At 35.8% G+C, this 23191-nt stretch carries 27 protein-coding genes and 1 other annotated feature; of the genes, 18 read left to right on the top strand and 9 right to left on the bottom strand.

Going from position 1 to position 23191, the window contains the following annotated elements; all coding sequences use genetic code 11:
* Positions 1–203: hypothetical protein (locus ACVWXS_RS10345; protein ID WP_456958140.1), on the bottom strand; the 203-nt coding region annotated here is incomplete at its 3' end.
* Entirely contained in the window at positions 200–421 is a 222-nt protein-coding gene (locus ACVWXS_RS10340) for a hypothetical protein (RefSeq protein WP_456958139.1), read from the bottom strand. The genes ACVWXS_RS10340 and ACVWXS_RS10345, both read right to left, overlap by 4 nt.
* Positions 422–514: 93 nt before the next feature.
* On the opposite strand from ACVWXS_RS10340, the gene ACVWXS_RS10335 reads away from it, so the two are divergent.
* Positions 515–2719, top strand: a complete 2205-nt coding sequence (locus ACVWXS_RS10335; RefSeq protein WP_456958137.1) for a peptidoglycan D,D-transpeptidase FtsI family protein — start codon at positions 515–517, stop codon at positions 2717–2719.
* A 132-nt stretch (positions 2720–2851) separates the two neighbouring features.
* Here ACVWXS_RS10335 and ACVWXS_RS10330 read toward each other — a convergent pair whose 3' ends face one another.
* Positions 2852–3046 (bottom strand): hypothetical protein, encoded by a 195-nt coding sequence (locus ACVWXS_RS10330; protein WP_456958135.1) that lies wholly within the window; start codon positions 3044–3046, stop codon positions 2852–2854.
* Between the two features lie 98 nt (positions 3047–3144).
* Here ACVWXS_RS10330 and ACVWXS_RS10325 point away from each other — a divergent pair, with 98 nt between their 5' ends.
* The 10 genes from ACVWXS_RS10325 (at position 3145) to ACVWXS_RS10280 (ending at position 12329) form a co-directional block, all read left to right on the top strand.
* On the top strand, positions 3145–3390 hold the full coding sequence (locus tag ACVWXS_RS10325) for a hypothetical protein (RefSeq protein WP_456958133.1): 246 nt from the start codon (positions 3145–3147) through the stop codon (positions 3388–3390).
* 1 nt (position 3391) lies between these two features.
* Positions 3392–4366, top strand: a complete 975-nt coding sequence (locus tag ACVWXS_RS10320; protein WP_368638586.1) for a PstS family phosphate ABC transporter substrate-binding protein — start codon at positions 3392–3394, stop codon at positions 4364–4366.
* Positions 4367–4430: 64 nt separating this feature from the next.
* A complete protein-coding gene (gene pstC, locus ACVWXS_RS10315; RefSeq protein WP_368638587.1) occupies positions 4431–5378 on the top strand; it encodes a phosphate ABC transporter permease subunit PstC in 948 nt (315 codons plus the stop codon).
* 1 nt (position 5379) lies between these two features.
* Positions 5380–6258, top strand: coding sequence for a phosphate ABC transporter permease PstA (gene pstA / locus ACVWXS_RS10310; RefSeq protein WP_368638588.1), 879 nt, complete (start codon positions 5380–5382; stop codon positions 6256–6258).
* Between the two features lie 60 nt (positions 6259–6318).
* Complete coding sequence (gene pstB / locus ACVWXS_RS10305; protein ID WP_368638607.1) at positions 6319–7104, top strand: phosphate ABC transporter ATP-binding protein PstB; 786 nt, start codon at positions 6319–6321, stop codon at positions 7102–7104.
* 13 nt (positions 7105–7117) lie between these two features.
* On the top strand, positions 7118–7777 hold the full coding sequence (gene phoU, locus ACVWXS_RS10300; RefSeq protein WP_423471065.1) for a phosphate signaling complex protein PhoU: 660 nt from the start codon (positions 7118–7120) through the stop codon (positions 7775–7777).
* Positions 7778–7963: 186 nt separating this feature from the next.
* Complete coding sequence (locus ACVWXS_RS10295) at positions 7964–8836, top strand: hypothetical protein (protein ID WP_456958130.1); 873 nt, start codon at positions 7964–7966, stop codon at positions 8834–8836.
* Positions 8837–8907: 71 nt separating this feature from the next.
* Positions 8908–9978, top strand: a complete 1071-nt coding sequence (locus tag ACVWXS_RS10290) for a mechanosensitive ion channel family protein (RefSeq protein WP_456958128.1) — start codon at positions 8908–8910, stop codon at positions 9976–9978.
* Between the two features lie 39 nt (positions 9979–10017).
* Positions 10018–10263, top strand: a binding site (T-box leader).
* Between the two features lie 111 nt (positions 10264–10374).
* Entirely contained in the window at positions 10375–11760 is a 1386-nt protein-coding gene (trpE, locus tag ACVWXS_RS10285) for an anthranilate synthase component I (protein WP_456958126.1), read from the top strand.
* Positions 11757–12329, top strand: a complete 573-nt coding sequence (locus ACVWXS_RS10280; RefSeq protein WP_456958124.1) for an anthranilate synthase component II — start codon at positions 11757–11759, stop codon at positions 12327–12329. The genes trpE and ACVWXS_RS10280 overlap by 4 nt, the downstream gene beginning before the upstream one ends.
* A gap of 365 nt (positions 12330–12694) precedes the next feature.
* Here ACVWXS_RS10280 and ACVWXS_RS10275 read toward each other — a convergent pair whose 3' ends face one another.
* Together ACVWXS_RS10275 and ACVWXS_RS10270 are read right to left on the bottom strand one after the other, a co-directional pair.
* Positions 12695–13192 carry a hypothetical protein gene (locus ACVWXS_RS10275; RefSeq protein ID WP_456958122.1) on the bottom strand — a complete coding sequence of 166 codons (498 nt, stop codon included), beginning with the start codon at positions 13190–13192 and terminating at the stop codon, positions 12695–12697.
* Between the two features lie 3 nt (positions 13193–13195).
* On the bottom strand, positions 13196–13645 hold the full coding sequence (locus ACVWXS_RS10270) for a hypothetical protein (RefSeq protein ID WP_423471074.1): 450 nt from the start codon (positions 13643–13645) through the stop codon (positions 13196–13198).
* Between the two features lie 151 nt (positions 13646–13796).
* Between ACVWXS_RS10270 and rpmG the strand changes: the two genes are divergently transcribed.
* The 4 genes from rpmG (at position 13797) to ACVWXS_RS10250 (ending at position 16984) form a co-directional block, all read left to right on the top strand.
* Positions 13797–13946 carry a 50S ribosomal protein L33 gene (gene rpmG, locus ACVWXS_RS10265; RefSeq protein WP_008408521.1) on the top strand — a complete coding sequence of 50 codons (150 nt, stop codon included), beginning with the start codon at positions 13797–13799 and terminating at the stop codon, positions 13944–13946.
* 66 nt (positions 13947–14012) lie between these two features.
* Positions 14013–14597, top strand: coding sequence for a 5-formyltetrahydrofolate cyclo-ligase (locus tag ACVWXS_RS10260; protein WP_456958120.1), 585 nt, complete (start codon positions 14013–14015; stop codon positions 14595–14597).
* Between the two features lies 1 nt (position 14598).
* Positions 14599–14808, top strand: coding sequence for a YqgQ family protein (locus ACVWXS_RS10255; RefSeq protein WP_068983531.1), 210 nt, complete (start codon positions 14599–14601; stop codon positions 14806–14808).
* 280 nt (positions 14809–15088) lie between these two features.
* On the top strand, positions 15089–16984 hold the full coding sequence (locus tag ACVWXS_RS10250; protein ID WP_456958117.1) for an LTA synthase family protein: 1896 nt from the start codon (positions 15089–15091) through the stop codon (positions 16982–16984).
* Positions 16985–17345: 361 nt separating this feature from the next.
* Here ACVWXS_RS10250 and ACVWXS_RS10245 read toward each other — a convergent pair whose 3' ends face one another.
* Positions 17346–17525: a DUF2759 domain-containing protein gene (locus ACVWXS_RS10245; RefSeq protein ID WP_068983529.1), complete on the bottom strand. Its 180-nt coding sequence runs from the start codon at positions 17523–17525 to the stop codon at positions 17346–17348.
* Positions 17526–17694: 169 nt separating this feature from the next.
* Between ACVWXS_RS10245 and ACVWXS_RS10240 the strand changes: the two genes are divergently transcribed.
* Positions 17695–18339 (top strand): MBL fold metallo-hydrolase, encoded by a 645-nt coding sequence (locus ACVWXS_RS10240; protein WP_368638598.1) that lies wholly within the window; start codon positions 17695–17697, stop codon positions 18337–18339.
* Between the two features lie 13 nt (positions 18340–18352).
* Here the strand turns inward: ACVWXS_RS10240 and ACVWXS_RS10235 are convergent, their stop codons facing one another.
* The 3 genes from ACVWXS_RS10235 to ACVWXS_RS10225 form a co-directional block, all read right to left on the bottom strand.
* On the bottom strand, positions 18353–18484 hold the full coding sequence (locus ACVWXS_RS10235; protein WP_456958115.1) for a hypothetical protein: 132 nt from the start codon (positions 18482–18484) through the stop codon (positions 18353–18355).
* A gap of 259 nt (positions 18485–18743) precedes the next feature.
* Complete coding sequence (locus tag ACVWXS_RS10230; protein WP_024361272.1) at positions 18744–18986, bottom strand: DUF2626 family protein; 243 nt, start codon at positions 18984–18986, stop codon at positions 18744–18746.
* A gap of 118 nt (positions 18987–19104) precedes the next feature.
* Positions 19105–19815: a helix-turn-helix transcriptional regulator gene (locus tag ACVWXS_RS10225; protein ID WP_402991152.1), complete on the bottom strand. Its 711-nt coding sequence runs from the start codon at positions 19813–19815 to the stop codon at positions 19105–19107.
* Between the two features lie 539 nt (positions 19816–20354).
* Between ACVWXS_RS10225 and ACVWXS_RS10220 the strand changes: the two genes are divergently transcribed.
* Entirely contained in the window at positions 20355–20870 is a 516-nt protein-coding gene (locus ACVWXS_RS10220) for a hypothetical protein (protein WP_456958112.1), read from the top strand.
* Between the two features lie 44 nt (positions 20871–20914).
* Positions 20915–21517 carry a hypothetical protein gene (locus ACVWXS_RS10215; RefSeq protein WP_456958110.1) on the top strand — a complete coding sequence of 201 codons (603 nt, stop codon included), beginning with the start codon at positions 20915–20917 and terminating at the stop codon, positions 21515–21517.
* The last annotated feature ends 1674 nt before the right edge of the window (positions 21518–23191 follow it).

Raw genomic sequence — 23191 nt, 5'->3', positions numbered from 1 at the left:
GACGGATAGAAATCAGAGCGACGGAAAGAAAGGTCAAAGTGACGGATAGAACCGGCAAAGCGACGGAAAGAAGAGCCGAGGTGACGGATAGAAGAGCCGAAGCGACGGATAGAAATCAGAGCGACGGAAAGAAAGGTCAAAGTGACGGATAGAACCGGCAAAGCGACGGAAAGAAGAGCCGAAGCGACGGAAAGAAAGGTCAAAGCGACGGAAAGAAGAGCCGAGGTGACGGATAGAAATCAGAGCGACGGAAAGAAAGGTCAAAGTGACGGATAGAACCGGCAAAGCGACGGAAGAGAAGAGCCGAAACGACAGATAGAACCCCAAAAACGATGGGGAAGCATCTTTTTTTCGAGCTATCGATAAGAAACAGAAACTTTTTATCGTAAAGTGCCGTCAAATAAATGGTGTTTTCAAGCATGAATTCGCAAGTGCATGCTTTCCTGTCGTACCTTCGAATGGTATACTAAGTATCGTGTATTTAAAATGTAATTAGATGAGGAGGGGAATACATATGCGCAAAGCACCAGGGAAAAATCGCGCGACGAGTGTTAAAGCAAAACATCACTCTAATTTAACATTTCGTATGAATGTCCTTTTCTTTGCAATATTTATCCTATTTTCGATGTTAATTTTCAGGCTTGGTTATATGCAAATCGTAAAAGGGGAAGATTATGTACGTATTTTAGAGCGTACAGAGGAAGTACCTGTCAATACAAGTGTGCCAAGGGGAAGAATGTATGATCGTAATGGACATATTTTAGTGGATAACCAACCAGAAAATGCGATTACATATACGAAAATGCAGACAACAACAACGGAGGAAATGCTAGAAATAGCTGAAAAGCTGGCACAATTGATTGAACAGCCAACAAACCGTGTCACTTTACGTGATAAACAGGATTTTTGGATATTAAAAAATCATGACGCTGCCTATGCAAAGGTAACAGAGGCAGAGAAAAAGAAAATTAGTGCACAAGAAAATATTACGACAAGTCAAATCAATTCTCAGGTTGATACACTTGTACGTGAACGAATTACACACGAAGAAATAACGCAATTGACAGAAGCCGATTTAGAAGTATTAGCAATCTATCGAGAGATGGTATCAGGCTATAATTTATCACCGCAAATTATTAAGAGTGAAAATGTATCTGCTGATGAATTTGCACGAGTTTCTGAGCGTTTAACTGAATTACCAGGTGTCAACACGACGACAGACTGGAAACGTGTGAAATTATCATCACTCGGTATTTTAGGGCGTACATCAGTACCAACAAAAGGTATTCCGAAAGAAAAGCTGAATTATTATTTAGCTCGCGATTATTCACGAAATGATCGTGTTGGTGAAAGTTATATTGAAGCGCAATATGAAGACTTACTGCAAGGACAAAAAACAGTAGTTAAAAATATTACGAATAAAAAAGGGCAGGTAGTCGATACCGTTACAACCTATGAAGGTGAGCCTGGTAAGGATTTAGTCTTAACACTGGATAGTGAGTTACAGGCTGAAACAGAAAAAATTGTCGAGGATGAATTGCTTAAATTAAAATCACGAGGGGCTTCGTCTTTACTTGATCGTGCCTTTTTAGTCATGATGGACCCAAATACAGGCGATGTTTTATCAATGGTTGGTAAGAAGATTGAAAAAAATCCTGAAACAGGGAAAAATGAAGTCGTTGATTATTCGTATGGTACCTTTACAACAGCTTATGAGGCGGGTTCTTCAATTAAAGCAGCAACATTACTAACTGGTTATAGCCAAGGAGTCATTGAACCAAGCACAGTATTAGGAGATGAACCAATCAAGTTATTGGGTACTGATTATAAAAAATCAATTTTTAATCCGTCTGGCTATATTCCAATGGATGGTTTAAGGGCACTAGAGCAATCTTCAAACGTTTATATGTTTAAAACAGCTTTACTTATTAACGGAACACCATATAGCTATGGGATGCCTCTACGTTTAAATGAAGATACATTCCCGAAAATGCGTAATTCTTATGCCCAATTTGGATTAGGTGTAAATACAGGGATTGATTTACCAAATGAATTTAGCGGCGTGCAAGGTCCTTCTGGTCCAACCTATGGGGGTAAAGCACTTGACTTAGCGATTGGACAATATGATACGTACACACCATTACAATTAGTACAGTATATCTCGACAATCGCCAATGGTGGCTATCGTATTCAACCGCATGTTGTCAAAGAGATTCGTGAGCCATCAAAAGATGGGCAATCGCTAGGACAATTAGTAACTGAAATAGGACCAACTATTTTAAATCAAATTGATAATACACCAGATGAAATTAACTATGTGAAACAAGGATTACGTCGTGTTTATACGGGCTCAAGGGGTACAGCTAGAAGACAATTTGCAAATGCACCCTATACAGCAGCAGGTAAAACAGGGACAGCAGAGGTAGTTTATTATGGACCTTTAGAACAGTATTACGGTACAAACACGATTAACTTAACCCATGTTGGCTTTGCACCGTATGAAAATCCTGAAATTGCCTATGCAGTTGTGATTCCATGGGCAACGACAAACTTAAATCAGCATTTAACTAATAATAATGATATCGCTAGACGTTCTGTCGATAAATATTTTGAGTTAAAAGCAAAATATGAAACTGAGAAAGTGACAGAGAGTAATGTAAAACAACCAATTTTACCAGCAATCACAAAAGAAAAAATTGGTGAAGATGAGCAAAAATAATAGAAACCGCTAGTGCATGAAAATGCCTAGCGGTTTTTTTACAGTTTCAGAGAATACCCGAGAACAAAAAACACGGTATGAAAAATCAATTTCATCCCGTGTTTTATGTATTTCTATATAATAGAAGACTTATTATACAGATAATTGTTGAATAGCTATTTCAAATTGTTGCTTCGGTTTTTTTCCATATAGCTCTATATTATTACAGAAATAAGACTCTACCATAAAATCAATGGCTTCTTGCAGAGTAAATTCCCGATGATCCATAACAAGTGTTAAATACGTTTTAAAGTAATCGGCATTTTGTACTTTTGTATGCTTAATCACAAAGTCAAACTCCTCTTAGAATATTTCCTGACACAATTGCTTATTATAACATCTTTACAATAGGAAGCAAGTTTATCTTCATTCAGCAAATGTTTTTTGTGCGAAAGCGTAGTGCAAACGCAGCGTCAGCAACAAATGTTTTCTGTGCGAAAGCAAAACGTCAGAGGCAATTACGCCAAGGCGAAATTGATTGCAATTGTAAATTCATCTTTACAATCGTTTACAAAGCATTACATTCCTTTACGTCTCTTTTACGAACCGTTTATACGACTTCAACAATCAGTCATTATAGTAAAGGTTGTAAGGCAAATAACTATAAAAATGTTAGTGACGGAGGCAAATGAGATGAAAAAGTGGAAGTACTTAACGATGACAGCGGTAATGGGTTCAGCATTAATGCTTGGTGCATGTGGAAGCGACTCAGCGCAAAATGGTAACAATGCAGAAACAAACGCACCAGCGAGCTCAGGGCAAGACGCTGCTGACGAAAAACTGCAAGGGGCTGTAGCTGGAGATGGTTCATCAACAGTAGCACCAATTATTGAAGCAGTTGTTGAAGAGTATGCAGGAACTCAACCGGATGTCAAAGTATCGGTAGGTGTTTCTGGTACTGGTGGTGGTTTTGAAAAATTCATCGCAGGTGAGACAGACTTTTCTAATGCATCTCGTCCAATAAAAGATGAAGAGAAAGCAAAACTAGATGAAGCAGGAATTGCTTTTACAGAGCTTCCTATAGCATATGATGGCTTATCAGTAGTCGTGAATCCTGAAAACGATTGGGCGAAGGATTTAACAGTCGAACAATTAAAGAAAATTTGGGTTGAGGATGGTAAAGAGAAAAAATGGTCTGATATCGATCCATCTTGGCCAGATGAAAAAATCGTGTATTACTCACCAGGTACTGACTCAGGCACGTACGATTACTTTGATGAAGTGATTTTAGACGGTGCTGATCTAGCAAAATCAGCAACATTATCAGAGGATGATAATATGCTAGTTCAAGGTGTAGCAGGTGACAAAAATGCAATCGGCTTCTTCGGCTATGCTTACTATTTAGAAAATAAAGATAAATTAAGCGTTGTGAAAGTAAACGGTGTTGAGCCAACAAGTGAAACAATCGAAGCGGGTGAATATTCGCCACTTTCACGCGAATTATACACATATGTGAAAAATAGTGCGATGAAAGATAACGCAGCCGCATATGATTTCGTTAAATTTACACTTGAACAGGCGGGAGATATGGCAGAAGCAGTTGGCTATGTCAGTCTACCTGAAGAAAAATATACAGAAGCTTTAAAAACTTTAGAAGGCTTAAAATAAGTAGACATGCATAGAGGGAAAGAGATGTATGCTCTTTCCCTCACTTATTTGAAAGGAGTACCCAATGGTTTCTCAAAAAGAAAACAAGACAACATCTGTGCAGCAATTAATTGCAAATTCGCGCAATAATAAATCAAAGAAAATAGTGGAAAAAGCAATGCCAGCTCTATTATTTTCTGCAGCTCTTATCTCCATCTTGACAACATTTGGCATTGTTTTCACCCTTATTTTTGAAACGTTTGAATTTTTCAAACGTGTTCCGATTACGGATTTCCTATTTGGTACAGAGTGGCTCCCATTTTCAGGAAATGAACCGTTATTCGGGATTTTACCATTAATCGCGGGAACAATGAAAGTTACCTTAATTGCTGTTGTCGTTGCAGTACCATTTGGGATTGCTTCAGCAATATATTTAAGTGAGTATGCAAGCGAAAAAGTAAGACGTACTGTTAAGCCTATATTAGAGATATTAGCAGGTGTGCCAACAATCGTTTATGGCTTCTTTGCATTAACGTTCGTAACGCCGATGTTACAGCAAATTATTCCAGAACTTAAACTTTTTAATGCACTTAGTCCAGGTATTGTTGTTGGTATTATGATTTTACCGATGATTACGTCCCTTTCCGAGGATGCTATGTCATCTGTTCCAAATAGTATGCGTGAAGGAGCTCTAGCTCTTGGTGCAACAAAGTTTGAGGTTGCTATAAAAGTAGTATTACCGGCCGCTTTATCAGGCATTGTCGCTTCAGTTGTTCTCGCCATTTCCCGGGCAATAGGAGAAACGATGATCGTATCACTGGCAGGAGGCGCTACTCCTAAACTTGATTTAAATGTGACAGACTCGATTCAAACGATGACTGCGTATATTGTACAAGTTGCAACAGGCGATGCTGGTTATGGTACGACAATTTATTATTCTATTTATTCAGTTGGATTCACATTATTTATCTTTACTTTAGTGATGAATTTACTCGCTCAATATATTTCGAAACGCTTCAGGGAGGTTTACTAGCATGCGCTATATGGATGACACGGTCGTCATGAAACGAATGACAAAGCGTATTACATTCAATAAAGTTTGGAAAGCTTTATTTTTCCTAGCAACGACCTTTGCATTAGTGACACTAGCTGTTTTGCTTTATCGTATTGTGACTCAGGGTGTTGACTATTTAACAATCGACTTTTTAACAAATTTTGCTTCGCGCTTTGCAGATAAAGCAGGCATAAAGGCGGCTCTAGTAGGTTCACTTTGGCTGATGGCAGTTGTTGCACCAGTGTCCATTATTTTAGGTGTAGGAACAGCAATTTATTTAGAGGAATATGCGAAGAAAAATAAACTAAATGACTTTATTCGTTTGAATATTTCTAACTTAGCAGGTGTGCCTTCCATTGTTTTTGGTTTACTTGGGTTAACAATTTTCGTTCGAATGATGGGACTAGGAAAAAGTGTTTTAGCAGCTGGGTTAACAATGAGTTTATTAATTTTGCCAGTTATTATCGTTGCGGCACAGGAGGCAATTCGTGCAGTACCGAATGAACAACGAGAAGCTTCTTACGGTATGGGCGCGACGAAATGGCAAACGATTGTACATGTTGTGCTACCAGCGGCCATTCCAGGAATTTTAACGGGGAGTATATTAGCCTTGTCTCGTGCGATTGGTGAAACGGCACCACTGGTTGTGATTGGGATTCCAGTTATTTTGCAGTTTTTACCAAATGGTTTATTGAGCCAATTCACTGCTTTACCAATGCAAATATATGATTGGGCAAAACGCCCGCAAGAGGAATTTCAACATGTAGCGGCAGCCGGTATTTTAGTACTTATGACAGTACTTTTACTGATGAACTCTATTGCCATCTTTATTCGAAATAAATTCCAAAAACGTTATTAATGAGGTGACCTTATGGTACTAGATTTTAAACAGGAAAAATCAGTTGTCAAAACGAATCATATGGCGACAAAGCCTTCAGCTGATGTTGCTAAAAAAGTTGTATATGATACACGTAATTTAAATTTATGGTACGGCGATCATCATGGTTTAAAAGATATTAATTTAAGCATCTATGAAAATGAAGTAACAGCTATAATTGGCCCTTCTGGCTGTGGGAAATCTACCTATTTAAAAACGTTAAATCGAATGGTAGAGCTTGTACCAAGTGTTCGAACATCAGGAGAAATAATATATCGTGAGCGCAATATTTTAGATAAAAGCTATACTGTTGAGGAATTACGCACTCGTGTAGGGATGGTATTCCAGAAGCCAAATCCATTCCCGAAGTCTATTTACGATAATATTGCTTATGGTCCACGTATCCATGGCATAAAAAATAAGAAGATTCTTGATGAAATTGTTGAAAAATCTTTACGCGGTGCAGCAATTTGGGATGAAGTAAAGGATCGCTTAAATCAAAATGCATACGGTTTATCAGGTGGTCAGCAACAACGTATTTGTATCGCGCGTTGTTTAGCAATTGAACCAGATGTTATTTTAATGGATGAGCCAACATCCGCACTTGATCCAATTTCTACATTAAAAGTAGAGGAGCTTGTACAAGAGCTGAAAAAAGAATATTCAATTATTATCGTGACACATAATATGCAACAAGCAGCACGAATTTCCGACCGTACAGCATTTTTCCTAAGCGGAGAGGTTGTTGAATACGATAAAACAGACGTTATCTTCCAAACACCAGCAGATCAACGTACTGAAGATTATATTTCAGGTCGATTCGGCTAAGGAGGAGCAGAAGATGGTTGTACGTGAACGTTTTGAACAGGAATTAAAAGAAGTTCAAGCGCAATTTATCGACATTGCTACTAGTAGTATCAATGCTCTTAAATTGGCATTTGAAGCATTAGTAGAGCAGGATTTAGAGAAATCCTTAAAGATTCTTGAAGACGATTTAATCATTAATCGTCTTGAAGAAGAAATCAATGATCATGTTATTTTAATAATCGCTAGGCAGCAACCTGTAGCTACAGATTTACGTCGTCTCATGGTGCTTGTCAAAGCGGCATCGGATATGGAAAGAGTAGGGGACTATGCGGTTAATATTGCCAAAGAGACGATTCGTATTGGAAAAGAACCACTCGTTTTTCCTATAACAAATTTACAAACGATGTGTAATAAGACGGTAGAAATGTTAGAAAGTATTTTAAAAGCCTTTACGGATGAAGATACGGCCCGTGCCAAGGAAATTGCAGAACTAGATGATTACGTCGATGATTTATATGGAGCGACAGTAACGCTATTGCTACGTGCAGGTGCTGAAAATCCAGCACATATTTCTCAAATTACACATTTAACATTTGTTTGCCGCTATTTAGAACGCTCAGCTGACCATGCAACAAATATTGCTGAACACTTATTCTACTTAATCAAAGGCAAACATTACGAATTGAATAATTAGTAGGAGAAGAGCCGTTGACAAGCTCTTCTCCTTTTTACTGTCATAATGATGAAAAGCTATAGGATAACAGCAACATTGTTGATTAAAATAGCGTCAAATACTACAGGCATAATTGTATTGTCAAAAAATAATTTTGGTTATACTATAGACATTATCCAAAAAAACGTGCTTTGGAGGTGTTGCTTCGTGAAAGACGCTGTAGAATCACTTATAGAGAAATTTGCTCTGGCACTCACGTCAGAACAACATGACTTTTTACGTTTTCTCTATGATAACTTACATCTTGAAGAATTAAGTGACAAGGAACAACGTATCTTTATTGATTATTTTTACAAGAGTGAAACATTGCGAAATATGGCAGCATTTGCACTTGAATTGGCAGATATCATGCGTGAAATGTGTGATAACATACCAGCTATTGAGCAAGCTGAACGATTGACCAACGGAAAAGAGCAGCGTTTGTATTATGAGCGAAAGTGGCAGATAGCTAGACGACAAAAGCTAAAGTATCAAATAACAAAAAAAGGAAATATCCTATATGTTCCGTTTGATGAATACAAAAAAGAACTAGGTCCAATCATAATATGTCTTGAACAAACTACGGGTATGGCAGCATATTCGGATTTTTGCAAAAGTATGATTTTACCATTTTTTATGATTGCGCACCGTGAAGGGCGAGATTTATATATCGTTCCATATGACTGTCAAATTCATGTACATTATCGATTTGAAAACGGTCATTTAAATTTATGTGATTTTAAGGATTTTATTGAATACAAAGCAAAGGGAGATGCAGCAATTCTGCCCGTGCTTCATTTTGTAAAGGGCTTGCTACAAGAAAATCAACATTGTACAGAAGCGGATATTATTATTTTTACAGAAGGAACTCCTATTGATGGCCAGCATCTCGTTGGAAAGCAAGCGAAGACCATGCTCGATGAGATGAAGCGTAAGTATTATGCTGAATTTTTGGTGATTGCCATGCATGAACAAAAATTTAATGAACAGCAGTTTTGGTTTGCCAACAAGGCTTTTTTTGCGGATGATGCTATTCAATAAAAAAGGAGTTGATCATCATTGTTGATCGGCTCCTTTTCTGTGAGTATACATAGTAGTTAAAGGAGAAAAACATGGATTCATTGAAATGGTTACTACCAAATATTTCAGCACCAACGTGGATGGACGTTATTATTGCCATCGCTATTTGCGTCGTTGGTTGGCTTTTTCAGCAACTTGTTATAAAGAAAATTATTAATCGTATTGTTGCATTTTTAAGAAATCGTCAGCGAGAGTTTCAGGCAATAGTGCTAGAACAATTCAATAAAGAGATTCGTTATGCATTTATGGCAGCTGTCATTGTACTCAGCTTAACCATATTATTAGAAGAAAATTTATTTACAAATGCAGTGACAAAGAATTTTGTATTGTCTATTATTGTTTTTTTTGCCTTTAAAGGTGTATATGATGTTTTACATTTTTATACAAAACAGCCTTTGCAGTTAAATAGTGAAGAAGAACCAAACGTCCTATTACCGTTTTTTCTTCGCGTAGGAAAAGTGCTTATTATGATAGCGGCGATGTTTACGATTGCTTCTTTCTGGAATTTTAACTTGAATGGCTTTTTAACAGGGATTGGCTTAACGGGAGTAGCCATCGCCTTTGGTATACGTGATACTTTAGCGCATGTTTTTGGTGGGATGTCAGTTGCATTAGATAATCCGTTTCAGATTGGTGACTGGATAGCGACAGAAGATCAAAAAATTGATGGAACTATTGAAGATATTAATCTTCGAAGTACCTTAATTCAAACGGGTGATAAAGGACTTGTTTATGTCCCGAACTCCTATTTAGTCAATCGGCCAATCTATAATTTATCTAGACGAGAAAAACGAAAATGTGAACAATTTTTATTCGTAGCTGCTGACAATAAAGAAGAAAAATTACGGAGTGCTTTAAGTGCTATTCAAAAGGAAATTTATTTGCATACAGCTACAGAAAAAGAATTGATCCATGTATTTATAGATGAATTTTATCCAACCTCTTATCGTATTCTTGTGCGTTTTTATGTGGCGACAAATGATACTGCAGTGATGCTAAGTACGAAACAGGATATATTATTTGCTATTCGTCAAATATTTGAGGAACTAAATATTGAGCTAGCTGCTCCAACTGAAGATGAATGGCTTCACAGTAAAAAATAATTTGAATTGTTAATTTATTTATCTTACAATGAAAATGAGTAATCAGCTTGGATGAAGAGTAGTAGCTATTATTTTTTGTTATAGAGAGCTAGTGGCTGGTGGAAACTAGTACAAATGAATGGTGAATGGACTTCGGAGCTCTAATCCTGAAAAAGAGTATGGATTAGCGTCTACCTGCGTTATAAGGTACAGAGTGGGTCTTTTAACGCCGATTACGGCACAATTATGTAGGGTATAATTGATTAAGACCAATGAAGGTGGCACCACGGCTTTTCCGTCCTTTTGTGATGGAAAGGTCTTTTTATATTTTTATTTCTTTATTCAATAGAAATGTTTCTACCCTATAGAATAAAGATTTGGTGTAGCAGAGCAGAGCATAGAGAAGGAGAGAAGAGTATGACAGTTGAGCTTAGAAAGTTTGTTATGAAGACATTACAGGGTGATATGATGACGCCAATTTCCGTCTATCAATCGCTTGAAGGGAAACATAGGATGCTTTTCGAATCGTCTGCTAAACATGAAGAAAGTGGACGTTATTCATTTATTGCCGTCAATCCAGTTGCGGAATTGATTGGAGATAAGGGTGGATATACTTTTACCAAAGGTGGAGAAAGCGAAAAAGCGAGTGAAAATGTACTCACTAAATTAAAGCAGGTTATGCCATTCCATGAGGAACAATATCCATTCGCCTTTTTTGGAGGAGCGATTGGTTTCTTTGGATATGAAACGGCCTTTTATGCAGAGAAAATAGGAGAATTTTTGCAGGATGATTTAGAAATGCCAGATGTTCATGTCTTCTTCTATGATACATTTGTTGTTTTTGATCATGTAAAGCAAGATGTAACGTTAGCGGCCATTGATTTATTTGATGAAGGGCACTCTCTTGAAGCAATGGAAGTGGCTATTTCTAAGATGGAGGAACAGCTTTATGCTGGTAAAACATTCGACGCCATGTCACTGGGAGAGCTCAATTTCAAGCCGATGATTGAAAAAGAAGATTTTGTAGCAATGGTTGACCGTGCTAAACAGTATATTCGTAAGGGTGACATTTTCCAAATTGTCTTATCACAACGTTTCACCTCACCATTTACAGGGAATCCTTTTGATTTATATCGTCAGTTGCGTACATCAAATCCGTCACCTTATATGTTCTATATGGATTTTGGAACGTATATCATTTTAGGAACGTCTCCTGAAAGTCTTGTGAAGGTGAAGGAGCGAAAGGTCACGACAAATCCAATCGCAGGAACAAAGCCTAGAGGCAAAACAGTGGAACAGGATAAAGCGATTGCGGAAGGTTTACTCAATGATGAAAAAGAAATTGCTGAACATCGGATGTTAGTGGATTTAGGTCGTAATGATCTTGGACGAATTGCAAAAGTTGGTACAGTGAAGCTTGTAAAATATATGAATATTGAGCGTTATAAACATGTTATGCATATTGTATCAGAGGTTATCGGTGAATTACGTGATGATGTACATGTTTTGGATGTCCTCAAAGCCTGCTTGCCTGCAGGTACAGTATCAGGTGCACCCAAAATTCGTGCTATGCAGCTAATCAATGGGCTAGAACCCGTAAAACGTGGTGTCTATGCTGGAGCAGTAGGCTATATTTCCACTACAGGGGATATGGATTTAGCTCTAGCCATTCGTACCATGGTTATTAAGGATCATCGTGCACATGTTCAGGCAGGGGCTGGTATTGTGTATGATTCTGTGCCATGGTCTGAATATGAGGAAACACTCAATAAAGCTCGCGCGCTATTGGAGGTAAAAAAATGATTTTACTGATCGATAACTATGATTCATTCACATATAATTTATTTCAGCAAATAAGTATGCTAGGGAAAGACATAGAAGTAGTGCGTAATGATGAAATTTCAATAGAAGAAATTAAAAAAATGCAACCAGAAGCCATTATTTTATCGCCTGGACCAGGTACGCCAACTGATGCAGGGATAATTGTAGATGTTGTTAAAGAGCTTTATACAGAATATCCTATTTTAGGGATTTGTCTTGGGCACCAATCGATAGGGCAGGCTTTTGGCAGCAGCATCGTTCAAGCTAACCATATTATGCATGGGAAATTATCTACAATTCAATATAAGAAAACAGATTTATTTGCTCAGTTAGACGGTAAAATCGAAGTAATGCGCTATCATTCTCTCATCATTGAGCAAAGCACGTTACATGAGGATTTCACTATTTTAGCAACCTCCAGTGATGATGGTGAAATTATGGCGATTCGACATAAAGATTATCCACTTTTTGGGCTACAATTTCATCCAGAATCCATTGGAACGAAAGAGGGAAGCAAAATGATGCAAGCCTTCTTAGAACAAATTTCATAAACTAAACAAAATAGGCTGTCATCAAAAATCAGGAGTTGTGATTTTTGGATGACAGCCATTTTTTATGAAGAATAGTAATATTTAATCTCAGGTGTGTTGATTAAACATTTTTATCCACCCTAATTATTTGGAAGGCTCTGATCTCCGCTACGGGCTACTCGCTTTCCTGCGGGCGAGCGTCGAGCCGCTTCCTCCGCTTCGCTCCGTGCAGGGTCTCGTCTGTCTCGCTTTCCCGCGGGAGTCGAGTAGCCCTACGCTACAATCAGTTAAAATGGGAATATAATAGCAAAATAGCAACAAAAAATCCTTTTATCGCTCAATTATAAACCTGTTTTTTCCCAATCGACATACCTGATTTAATCTTATTACTTTTTCCCTGTAATCAATTTTGCAATTTCCTCTAAAGACATTGAAGAATTGACTTCGTAGGAACCAATTTGTAAGCTTCGAGCATATTTAGGGTTTGCAAGTAACAGTTCCATTTCAACACTATTGGCAATAATGTCACCATCTTCAAGCTTTTGCGCCACAATATATGGTGTAATGCCGCTGTAAATTTGAAGTGTCATAGTCGTAACGTTGGCTGCCGGGGCGTCTGCTGATTCATGATTGTCTGTAGCCTTTGTTTCAGGTGCATCTGTCTTCTGAGTGTTTTCCTTTGGAGCTTGATTCACTTGTTCCTTTAACAATGCAATTTCTTTATTGGCCTGTTCGAGCTTTTTTTGCAGCTCCTCTACATTTTCATCACTTGAGGAAGCTTTAGTTGGTAAGCCAATTTGAAGATCGAAACGAGTTGCTAAAGCAAGCATTGCTCCTACAAGAAATAGTGCAATGCCAAATGCACGAATAGAGGAATTATTCATGTATTACCGACCTCCATTTGCAATCACTTGTCGCACTTGCTCTTCTGTTAAATTTGAGCGAATACTTATATCGGCTACCGAAAGACCTTGCTTATTTAATTCAAGTACCTGACTCACGATAATTTGATGAATATTTTTTGTTTGTGGTGATCCTTGTCCAGCTTTTGATGCTTGAGCGGCTTGTTGTACAGCCTGTATCACTTGTTGAACCTTTGGATTTTGCATGTTATTTTGGGCTGAATTTGATTTAACCTGGAATTCAGGCTCTAATAACAGCTCCTCCTCAACAATTTTTAGACGACGTTTTAAATTATTTGTTTCTTGAAAAATAGAGATGGAAAGTTCTTCTACATCTTGTTCGACTTTTTTCGCGTTATTTTTGAAAAAGAACGACACGATGATTAGAAGAATTCCAACAATCATAAGTATGATGGATAAATCCAAAAGTTTCACCTCATTAAGTTATGTAATTATAAGGTATTTTACCATAAGCAAACTTAATATGAAATGAAGGTGGATTTTTTTTTAGTTTGTGTTATAATAGGTAAGTCGTATAAATCATGCTCAAAATTTAAATTCTTGATATAGAGTGGGAGGGTTAATGATGCGCGTAAACATTACTTTAGCTTGCACAGATTGCGGCGAACGTAACTACATTTCTAAAAAGAACAAGCGTAACAATCCAGAGCGTCTTGAACTTAAAAAATATTGCTCTCGCGAGAAGAAATACACTCTTCACCGTGAAACTAAGTAATCGCTCATTAAGCCAAAACCACAAGTGGTTTTGGCTTTTTATATGTTGATAGGAGGATAGCTTAGCATGAATAAAACAACTTTACGAAACGAGGTAAGGGAAGCTCTCTCGAAAATGAGTGAAGCGGCTTACCAAGACCGATCTTTTATTGTCGCAAAAAATGTGCTACAAGAACCATATATAATAGAAGCAAATACAATCGGCATTACCATTTCCAATAAGCCAGAAGTCGACACAATTCATTTAATTGAAGAATTGTGGCAACTTGGTAAAAAAGTCGCTGTTCCTAAATGCAACCCAAAAACAAGAGAAATGACATTTTATGCTATTGATTCGTTTGCACAACTAGAAACTGTTTATATGCATTTGCGTGAGCCAATTCCAGAAAAGTGTGAGTTTGTTGACGCAAATGAAATGGATGTCATACTTGTTCCGGGAGTTGTTTTTGATAAGTTTGGCTATCGAATAGGTTATGGCGGTGGTTATTATGATCGCTATGTATTAAACTGTAGCAAAGGTAAGCTTGTATCGCTGTTATTTGATGAGCAGCTATATGAACAAGTACCTACAGACGCACACGATTGCCCAGTAGATATCATTGTGACACCGACTAAACGTATTGACTGTGTAACACAACGAGGAGCGAACTAAAATGGACAAAATGTTAGATATTTATGAATTATTAAAAACATATGGCACTTTTATTTATACAAGAGATCCTATTGGTGATTTGATGTTAATGGAGGATGAAATTCGTGAGTTGTATAAAGCGAATGTACTAGATATTAAAGATTACCAAATGGCATTGTTACTAATTCGACAAGAAACAACAAAACTTCGTATGAAAGAGAATAATCAATAATGTTTTAAATATAATTCCTTTGGGGTATTGTAAAAATAATGTAACATGTATGTAATATTCTAAGAGACAGTGGGTTTCCACTGTTCTTATGATTGTGCGAAACTTTTTACAAACAAAGACGTATATATAAGTATCCAGCTTGTAGACGAGCAAGTAGAAGGGATTTCCAAAATATATCTGTTGCGTATCTGTAAAAAAAAGATTAAGATATATTTTGTTTCAGTAACGAATTATTAAATTTATTATTTTTTCGCTTTAGAAAGTAGGGAGGATGTTAGGAATGAAATCAATTAAGTGGCCTAAACATTCATTTATGATACTAGCAATTGTAGCAACTTGGATAAAAACGGTCATTGTTTATCACACAAGCTTTGATATGAAAATCGAAAATGCAATGCAACAATTTATTTTGTTTATTAATCCATTAAGCTTCTTGCTATTTGCTTATGGTTTAGCGTTATTCTTTAAATCTTCAAAAGCTAAAAATCGTTATATTATTACAGTCAGTATTCTTTTATCCATTGTCTTATACGGAAATGTGGCATTCTATCGTTTCTACAATGACTTTATTACGCTACCGGTATTATTCCAAACAAGTAACTTTAGTGATTTAGGAACTTCCATATCAGCGATTGTAAACCCTTGGGATGTATTATATTTCATCGACGTACTTATTCTAATTTTAGCTAATAAATATTGGCCTAGAATGAAAACAATTGTGAAAGTTAACGTGGAATTTCGTCGTGCGTACTTCGTATTAGCAGTTGCTATGACTTTCTTAAACTTAGGATTAGCAGAAATAGAACGTCCACAATTGTTGACTCGAAGCTTTGACCGTGAATTACTTGTGAAAAACATTGGGACTTATAACTACCATTTGTATGATATTTATATTCAATCTAAATCTTCTGCTCAACGTGCATTAGCGGATGGCAGTGAATTAGTAGAAGTGAACAACTACATTCGATCTAATCAAGCAGCGGTTAACCCTGAAATGTTCGGTAAATACAAGGATCGTAATGTAATTGTTGTGTCAATGGAATCTTTACAAAACTTTGTGATTAATAACCAGATGGATGGTCATGAAATCACACCATTCTTAAACTCTTTAACAAAAGATAAAGATACGTTTTTTTTCAGCAACTTCTATCACCAAACTGGATTAGGGAAAACTTCTGACTCAGAGTTTATTGTAGAAAACTCATTGTTTGGCTTAGGTCGTGGTGCGGTATTCTTCACACACGGTGGAAATACGTATAACTCAATGGCTGAGCGCCTTGGAGAAAATGGTTACTATACGAATGTCATGCACCCGAATAATAAATCATTCTGGAATCGTGACATGATGTATCAATCATTAAAAGTTGATAAATTCTATGATGTAGATTCATATAAAGTTAACGAAGGCGAAGCTGTTAACTGGGGTATGAAAGATACTCCATTCTTAGAACAATCTGCAGCATTAATGAAAGATATGCCACAGCCATTCTATTCTCGTCTAATTACATTAACGAACCACTATCCATTTACTTTGGATCCTGAAGATGTCATGATTCCTGAATACACTTCAAACTCAGGTACATTAAATCGTTACTTCCAAACAGTTCGTTATATGGATGAAGCACTTAAAGACTTCTTCCAAAGTTTAAAGGATCAAGGAGTTTATGATAACTCAATTATCGTAATGTATGGTGACCATTATGGTATTTCAGAAAACCACAACAAAGCGATGGCTCAATATTTAGGAAAAGAAAGCATTACACCATTTGATAATGCAATCCTACAAGAAGTACCTTTATTCATCCATATCCCAGGAGCTGGTGATGGTAAAGAAATGACAGAAGTGTCTGGACAAATGGATTTACGTCCAACAATTCTACACCTTCTTGGTATTGAAACTTCAAAAGATATGCAACTTGGTGCTGACTTATTCTCACCAGAGCATGAAGATTTCGTTATTTTCCGTGACGGTCGTTTTGTAACAGATAAATATGTTTATGCTGGTGAAGCTTGCTATGACAAAGCCACTGGTGAAGAAATTGATGGCGAGCCATGTCAGCCATACGCTGATCGGGCGACGACAGAACTAGAAAATTCCGATGCTATCATTAACGGTGATTTGCTTCGCTTCTATGATGAAAAGACAGGTAACTTGAAGCAAGAAGCAGTCGAATAATAAAAAAGAGATCTCACTAAACATGAGATCTCTTTTTTATGGATCTATATCAAATGTTGGAGTAAGGCAAAATGTTCTATCATCGTTTAAAGGGTAAAATCCGTCACATTACGGGTATCCTAACAATTTTATAGAACCCTCTTTTTTACCCCTAAAAAGGAGCATATGGAAAAGATTTGCATGTAGCAGAGGTATACGTCAAATTGAAGTTTTATGCGTTCAGAGAGCCCAATAAAACAGCTCAGAGGGAAGACGTTATCGCTTGGGGCTCAAATAGGAGAAATTAAATCAAAATAGACAATACGACAGAAAGAAAAAGAGCAGTCTCGGAATGCAGACTGCTCTTGTTTCTGTCTAAATCTTAGTGTAATTTTGGTGGGTACCCGCTATTAATGACTGTCATAATTACAAACCAACCGAAAACAGCAGCACTTAATAAGTTGAAAACAACACTTAAAAGGTTCTTTTCTTTAATTGCTTGGAATGTACCAATTACAGCTAAAATCGCTACTAGACCAAAAATAACCATTAATAAGTTCATTAAAAATTGACACTCCTTTCGACATCAGAAAATGAATGTCGTAAACAATATTCCTCCTTAATTGTAAACGTTCCACCTGTTTTTGTCGAGAACTAATATAGCGAAAACTATGAACATTTATCGTCAAATTGTGGCAAAGGCTGTATAATATAAAATTGAGGTGATGTCAATGATGAACGTACGAAGTTATTCGCTTGGACCTGTCCAAACGAATTGTTATATCGTATCGAATAAAGAGAAGGAATGTTTAATATTTGATCCAGGAGAGGAAGCAGAACGAATCATCAAGACTATTCGTAGTAACGGTTTGAAGCCATCAGCCATTTTTTTAACACATGCACATTTTGATCATATTGGTGCTGTAGATGCTGTCCGAGAAGCTTTTAATGTTCCGGTATGGATTCATGAAAAGGAAGTTAGCTGGTTAGGAGATCCAACAAAAAATGGCTCTAGTAAATACGCAGCATTACCAGATTATATTGTCGCTGCCCCGGCTGAAGAAAATATTATTAAAGAAGAACAGCTATTTGAAATAAGTAATTTTAGTTTTAAAGCGATCTTTACGCCAGGACATTCACCAGGTAGTATTTCATATATATTTGAAAATGATGGCTTTGCTATTGTGGGGGATACGCTATTTGAGCAGGGTGTTGGACGTACAGATTTACTTGGAGGCTCAACGAAAATATTGCTTGCATCCATTCACGATAAGTTATTAACACTACCTGAGGATACTATTATTTACCCGGGCCATGGTAATTATACAACGGTCGGTGCAGAAATGGAGACAAATCCTTTTTTAAATGGTTTTTAACGTTAGGCAAAAGTTAAAAAATGGATATCCTATAGTGTAGATTGATTTCCATTCCGGCTGGGTGCTTTGTCGCTGACGCTTCGCTTTCGCGCAGAGCAGAGCTTCCTGGGGACGTCCGATGAGTCGCTGCGCTGCAGGTTCCCATCTGTGACGCGGTGATAATCCATTTTATTGGACAATTTCATCTTTGTGGGTGATTTGTTTAAAAAAATAAAGCCTACAGTAACTTCATAAAATGCAAAAATCCCCCTAGCAATTCGTTGGATAGATAGAATAAACTAAATTCTAATCTATATAATCGCAAAGGGGATTTTACTATGCTCATCTATAGCTTCTGTATCTAATGAATAAATTCACATAAAAAAGCGTGTCTCACATTTGATGAGATACGCTTTTTCTTTGTATTAATGACCGCCACCAGGCACGTGAATGAATGTTGTATAGTACGTGAAGCCAGCGAAGAATACAGTTAAATATGCTCCGAAAATGTACATGTACATACGTTCTGAAAGGTTTAAGAAGCCTAATAATAAGAATAAACCTGTATTACCTACGAATAATAGCGATACTTCGTTCATACCACCAAGGTAGAACATAACGGCGAAAATACCTGTCCAGAATGCCATAACTTTATACATATTATCCATGAAGATTTCCCCTCCTTTTGCCCACGACACAATAATCTCTTACTCATTATAAATGATATGAAAGGTATCTGTAAACTGGAACTTCCTCTTCTTTGTGACAAACAAATGGATTTTTAAATTAGCGATCGATTTCTGTCACGTTTATTTCATATTTACATAAATCACAATTATGTATCATGCTTTCAATCTGTGTGAATTCATTGCTTGAAAATAATGCATCTAATTGTCCTTTTAAATAGGATTCATGTAAAGAACAAACAATTTCTGAATGGGAAGTAAGCTGCTCCTGGAATGGACAATTAAAAATGGAGAATATCACTTTTTTACCATGCTCGGTTTGCTGTACTTGTGGAATATAACCAATTAATGCAGCATTGTCAGTTAATAGCTGAAGTTTTTGTTCGAAGGTAAGAGTATTATTTAATGTTAACTCAGCATTTACATAATTCTTCATTTGCTGATAACCATCTTGATAGCTAATGTCCTGGCATTTTTCTAATGCAGATGGTCCAAATTCTTGAATTAATTGGATTGTCCATTTTAATAGTCGATCCTCATCACGTCTTGGGAACGATAATGTTACGCCTTTGTCAGAGGCTTTATAAACACGACCAGGTCGGCCACCTTTTCCAGTCTTAGCAAAATCAGCTACTATAATATTAATTTCTGTGAGCTTTGTTAAGTGTAGCCGTGCAACGTTTGGATGTATGCCGAATTCATCAGCGATATTTTGGACCGTTACAGTTTTTTTCTCTTTCAGGATGTACTCGTAAATAGAGTATCTAGTTTCATCTGCTAAAGTACTAGTAATTTTTAATGGATGGATCATTTGCTTCACCTCTAGATAATTTTTTAAATAATATCTTCTCTACCAAGTGTTAGGAAAAAATTCATGTTGATTCTATTATATTGTATTCTTGGAAAAGAAACAGTTCCTTTTGACATAAATCTTAACTTTTTCATAGGATTATGTTCATTTTTAGTGAAATTTTGCACGTTATTCACGTTTTTACAGAAAAATTTATATTTCATAGGGAATTTAACAGTAAATTTTTATTTTAAGAAAAGGGCTTTTCTCATGGCGTGTTCGTATCTATACTAGGGAATAACGAATAGAGCGGTCATATTCGAATGAACTAGAAGATGGGGATTAATATTCAGAATTATTTGATTATTAAAGAACGAAATTGTGAGTAACTTTTTCTAAAGGTCTATCATATCGGTGCTTAAGATTTATTATTGGTTACAGAAAGGGTAAGATATCATATTTATTTTCGAAGATATGATGGATTACTCCTAGCAGGTGAATTACCAAACGATCCTAAGGGATGAAATTAATAACTTAACATAAAAAAGGAGAATCACAAAATGAAAAAATTGATATCTAGTTTATTAGTCTTACAATTACTCTTTAACATACTAATTCCAACCAATTCTTTAGCTGCTTTTAATTATTACGAAAAAGAAAATTTATTAATTAATGAAGAAGAGGCTGATGAAGAAGGGGATTTAGAAGTGCAACCAAGATTTATTTGGTTTGCGGTACCAGCCATAGCTATTTCTGACATAGTGTGGGCCACGATAGGTGCAACTGCAGCTACAGGTAGTGTATATCTTTTATGGATGAAGGAGCCGACTCTAACTAACGAAATTGATACAGCTTATCGAGCGATACCTAAAAAGATTTTAGATAGTGATGGTTCTATAGATATGGGTAAGTTTTCTCAAAAAGTGAGTGGGAGAACCGCATATAAAGACCCTAAGACAGGATGGGAAATAGATAAAGATAATGCGGGGCATGGTGGTAGAAAGTGGAAACTTAAAGATGATAAAGGTAATAGAGTTGCTTCCTTGGATGAAAAAGGGAGGATTATATCTAAATAAAAATACCTAATATGTGTTACTATCTAAAAGGGGTGTTTATTTAGGTGAGTGAAAAGTTTTTTAATCAAAATAGAATTATAAAAAAAATGTTTGATTCATTTAATCTTTCTATTAATTTTGATATTACAGGATTTCTTGAAAAAGAAGAAGACATTTATACTAAATACCCAGGGGATTTTCTAATAATAGATCGTTTTCCCATGATTATTAATAAGTCGATGGAATGGTTTGCTCCTCTTGACTTTTGTTTTAGTCAAAATGAACAAACACCAAAAGAGTTTTTTGAAGTTGAAAAAAAATTTATAAACACTTTAACTATCTTATCAAGTTATAGCTCTTTGTGGGTACAAAGTTCTTATTACTTTTCACAAGGTGAGGTGCCAGATTTCTTCACAAATGAAGAAAAAGAATATCTATTAAAAATGAAAGACAATCCTTTTATTCAAATTATATCCCCGAAAGAATTAAATAATTACTTAAAATTAAGTCTTAGAGGATACGAGCAAACTATAATTTATTTACCAGAATTAAAGATTATTGCATGGGTAAATGAATTAATTGTTTCTGTATTTGTACAAGATAAGAAATATAGAAAACTTATCGAGACTATCTGTTTAACTGAGGGTCTATATTTAAGAGAAAAATAGGGCTAAGTATTTTGTTTTTATATTATCCCCCTTTAAGTAGATAATGTTAAAAAACTACAGTAAGTTGTAGTTAACATTTTACTTAAAGGGGATTTTTGTATGCCTAGAAAAAACCGTGAGTATTACTGGATATACCTCGGTTTAATCAATAGGATTGGGCATAAGAGATGGGAACTGCTACGAAAACAAGTACAGCATGCTAATACAATTGGGCAATATGTTATAATGGGTAACATTAGGAATTGGTTAATAATGCTAGCGATAAACTTCTACTTAAACAGGCGCATTTGAATAACTATAGATATTATACTGATTTTATTGAGGTTTATGGCTGTGTTCGAAGAAAATCTTACAAAAAAAGAATACGGAAACCTTCTTAAAAAATTTCAGTTTGATAAAGAACCAAATGGAGAATATACTTATGTGTTTTTGATTAATGGTTCGCTGCAGGAAAGAGGAATAACCAGTTGAAGAAATTATCCAAATAGATTATGAACCTGAGATTGTATTATGTTCAATTCAATTTAAGAAAGATGCACTAAAATCCTTAAAGCATTTTCAGAAGAATAATTACTTTATATATTTACATTGGCTTAAGCCTGGGTTTAATGATAGTTTTGAATACCCTGATTCGGAAGATATTGTCCCAGAGATTTTAAAGATGGGCTCCGTTATTGGAAAAAGGAACGGAAAAGTTTATGCAGATGACAGAGTTTTAGAAAGTCAAAATTATATATTTGATTGGGCTAACCGAAACGGATTGCTTATGAAGGGGATTGTAAAAAGTAATTAGCGATAGAGCGAATCTTACTGTAAAATGGTTCGCCCCTATTTTTAATAATAAGTCACTATGTGCATCTTTTTTAATTCACATTTTTACTTACGATGCTTATAAGTATCGTAATGAAGCTGTTGTTAGAATGTTTTTGGTGAAAATATGTATAGTATATAATTTGTTTAGATAATTAAATGGTAACCACCAGCACACTGACAGTAATCAATACAAATGATTTGTTAGACATTGATAAGAATCGCTCGATTGGTGTATCAACATTGAAGCCACGTATTGAAAATGATAAATTTAAGAAATGTTTAGAATATTTGTTTGCGGTAAACTCATAATAGTAAAAAATCGGCTGTGTTAACTAGATTGTTAGCATAACTTTTATAAGTATAGGGGCAATATAGTTAGTAAAGTGTAATCAGATGTTTAGACAACGAGAGAGAAGTATTTGCTAAACACATAACAGAATCAAGATTATAAATGCTAATATAAATATGTACATTCCTGCTTGAATAATAATGAACAATTAACGTGCTGCTTAATAAAACAATTTAAAGAGTTTTGTAACTTTAATTCGGTGGGGCTTGTTCCAATTGTTTATTTTCTGTGTTTCTTTCTATTAAATAATTTTTATAACCTATTGGGTTGTGTTAATAAACAATCTAATAGGTTTTTTTTGTTCAAAATATAAATAAGCTTGATATTCAATATGAACACTTAATGAGACAATCAGTTCAACTGAGGGTTTATATTTATTCTTCTAGCATAACAAAATTATTGATTAGTCTCTTTCAATAGTTTTTCGAATTCATCATTCATAGGATTATGTTCATTTTTAGGTAAAATAGCATGTTATCCACATTTTGATAGCAAAAATCATAAATAATAGA

The sequence above is a fragment of the Lysinibacillus sp. TE18511 genome (genome assembly GCF_054062295.1).
This window is presented reverse-complemented; position numbering and strand designations above follow the sequence as displayed.

Excerpts from the sequence above, each read along its gene's own strand:
- ACVWXS_RS10340 (WP_456958139.1), bottom strand. The coding sequence starts at position 421 with ATGCTTGAAAACACCATTTATTTGACGGCACTTTACGATAAAAAGTTT.
- ACVWXS_RS10335 (WP_456958137.1), top strand. The coding sequence starts at position 515 with ATGCGCAAAGCACCAGGGAAAAATCGCGCGACGAGTGTTAAAGCAAAA.
- ACVWXS_RS10320 (WP_368638586.1), top strand. The coding sequence starts at position 3,392 with ATGAAAAAGTGGAAGTACTTAACGATGACAGCGGTAATGGGTTCAGCA.
- pstC (WP_368638587.1), top strand. The coding sequence starts at position 4,431 with ATGGTTTCTCAAAAAGAAAACAAGACAACATCTGTGCAGCAATTAATT.
- pstA (WP_368638588.1), top strand. The coding sequence starts at position 5,380 with ATGCGCTATATGGATGACACGGTCGTCATGAAACGAATGACAAAGCGT.
- pstB (WP_368638607.1), top strand. The coding sequence starts at position 6,319 with ATGGCGACAAAGCCTTCAGCTGATGTTGCTAAAAAAGTTGTATATGAT.
- phoU (WP_423471065.1), top strand. The coding sequence starts at position 7,118 with ATGGTTGTACGTGAACGTTTTGAACAGGAATTAAAAGAAGTTCAAGCG.
- ACVWXS_RS10290 (WP_456958128.1), top strand. The coding sequence starts at position 8,908 with ATGGATTCATTGAAATGGTTACTACCAAATATTTCAGCACCAACGTGG.
- trpE (WP_456958126.1), top strand. The coding sequence starts at position 10,375 with ATGACAGTTGAGCTTAGAAAGTTTGTTATGAAGACATTACAGGGTGAT.
- ACVWXS_RS10280 (WP_456958124.1), top strand. The coding sequence starts at position 11,757 with ATGATTTTACTGATCGATAACTATGATTCATTCACATATAATTTATTT.
- ACVWXS_RS10275 (WP_456958122.1), bottom strand. The coding sequence starts at position 13,192 with ATGAATAATTCCTCTATTCGTGCATTTGGCATTGCACTATTTCTTGTA.
- rpmG (WP_008408521.1), top strand. The coding sequence starts at position 13,797 with ATGCGCGTAAACATTACTTTAGCTTGCACAGATTGCGGCGAACGTAAC.
- ACVWXS_RS10260 (WP_456958120.1), top strand. The coding sequence starts at position 14,013 with ATGAATAAAACAACTTTACGAAACGAGGTAAGGGAAGCTCTCTCGAAA.
- ACVWXS_RS10255 (WP_068983531.1), top strand. The coding sequence starts at position 14,599 with ATGGACAAAATGTTAGATATTTATGAATTATTAAAAACATATGGCACT.
- ACVWXS_RS10250 (WP_456958117.1), top strand. The coding sequence starts at position 15,089 with ATGAAATCAATTAAGTGGCCTAAACATTCATTTATGATACTAGCAATT.
- ACVWXS_RS10245 (WP_068983529.1), bottom strand. The coding sequence starts at position 17,525 with ATGAACTTATTAATGGTTATTTTTGGTCTAGTAGCGATTTTAGCTGTA.
- ACVWXS_RS10240 (WP_368638598.1), top strand. The coding sequence starts at position 17,695 with ATGATGAACGTACGAAGTTATTCGCTTGGACCTGTCCAAACGAATTGT.
- ACVWXS_RS10235 (WP_456958115.1), bottom strand. The coding sequence starts at position 18,484 with ATGGGAACCTGCAGCGCAGCGACTCATCGGACGTCCCCAGGAAGCTCT.
- ACVWXS_RS10230 (WP_024361272.1), bottom strand. The coding sequence starts at position 18,986 with ATGGATAATATGTATAAAGTTATGGCATTCTGGACAGGTATTTTCGCC.
- ACVWXS_RS10225 (WP_402991152.1), bottom strand. The coding sequence starts at position 19,815 with ATGATCCATCCATTAAAAATTACTAGTACTTTAGCAGATGAAACTAGA.
- ACVWXS_RS10220 (WP_456958112.1), top strand. The coding sequence starts at position 20,355 with ATGAAAAAATTGATATCTAGTTTATTAGTCTTACAATTACTCTTTAAC.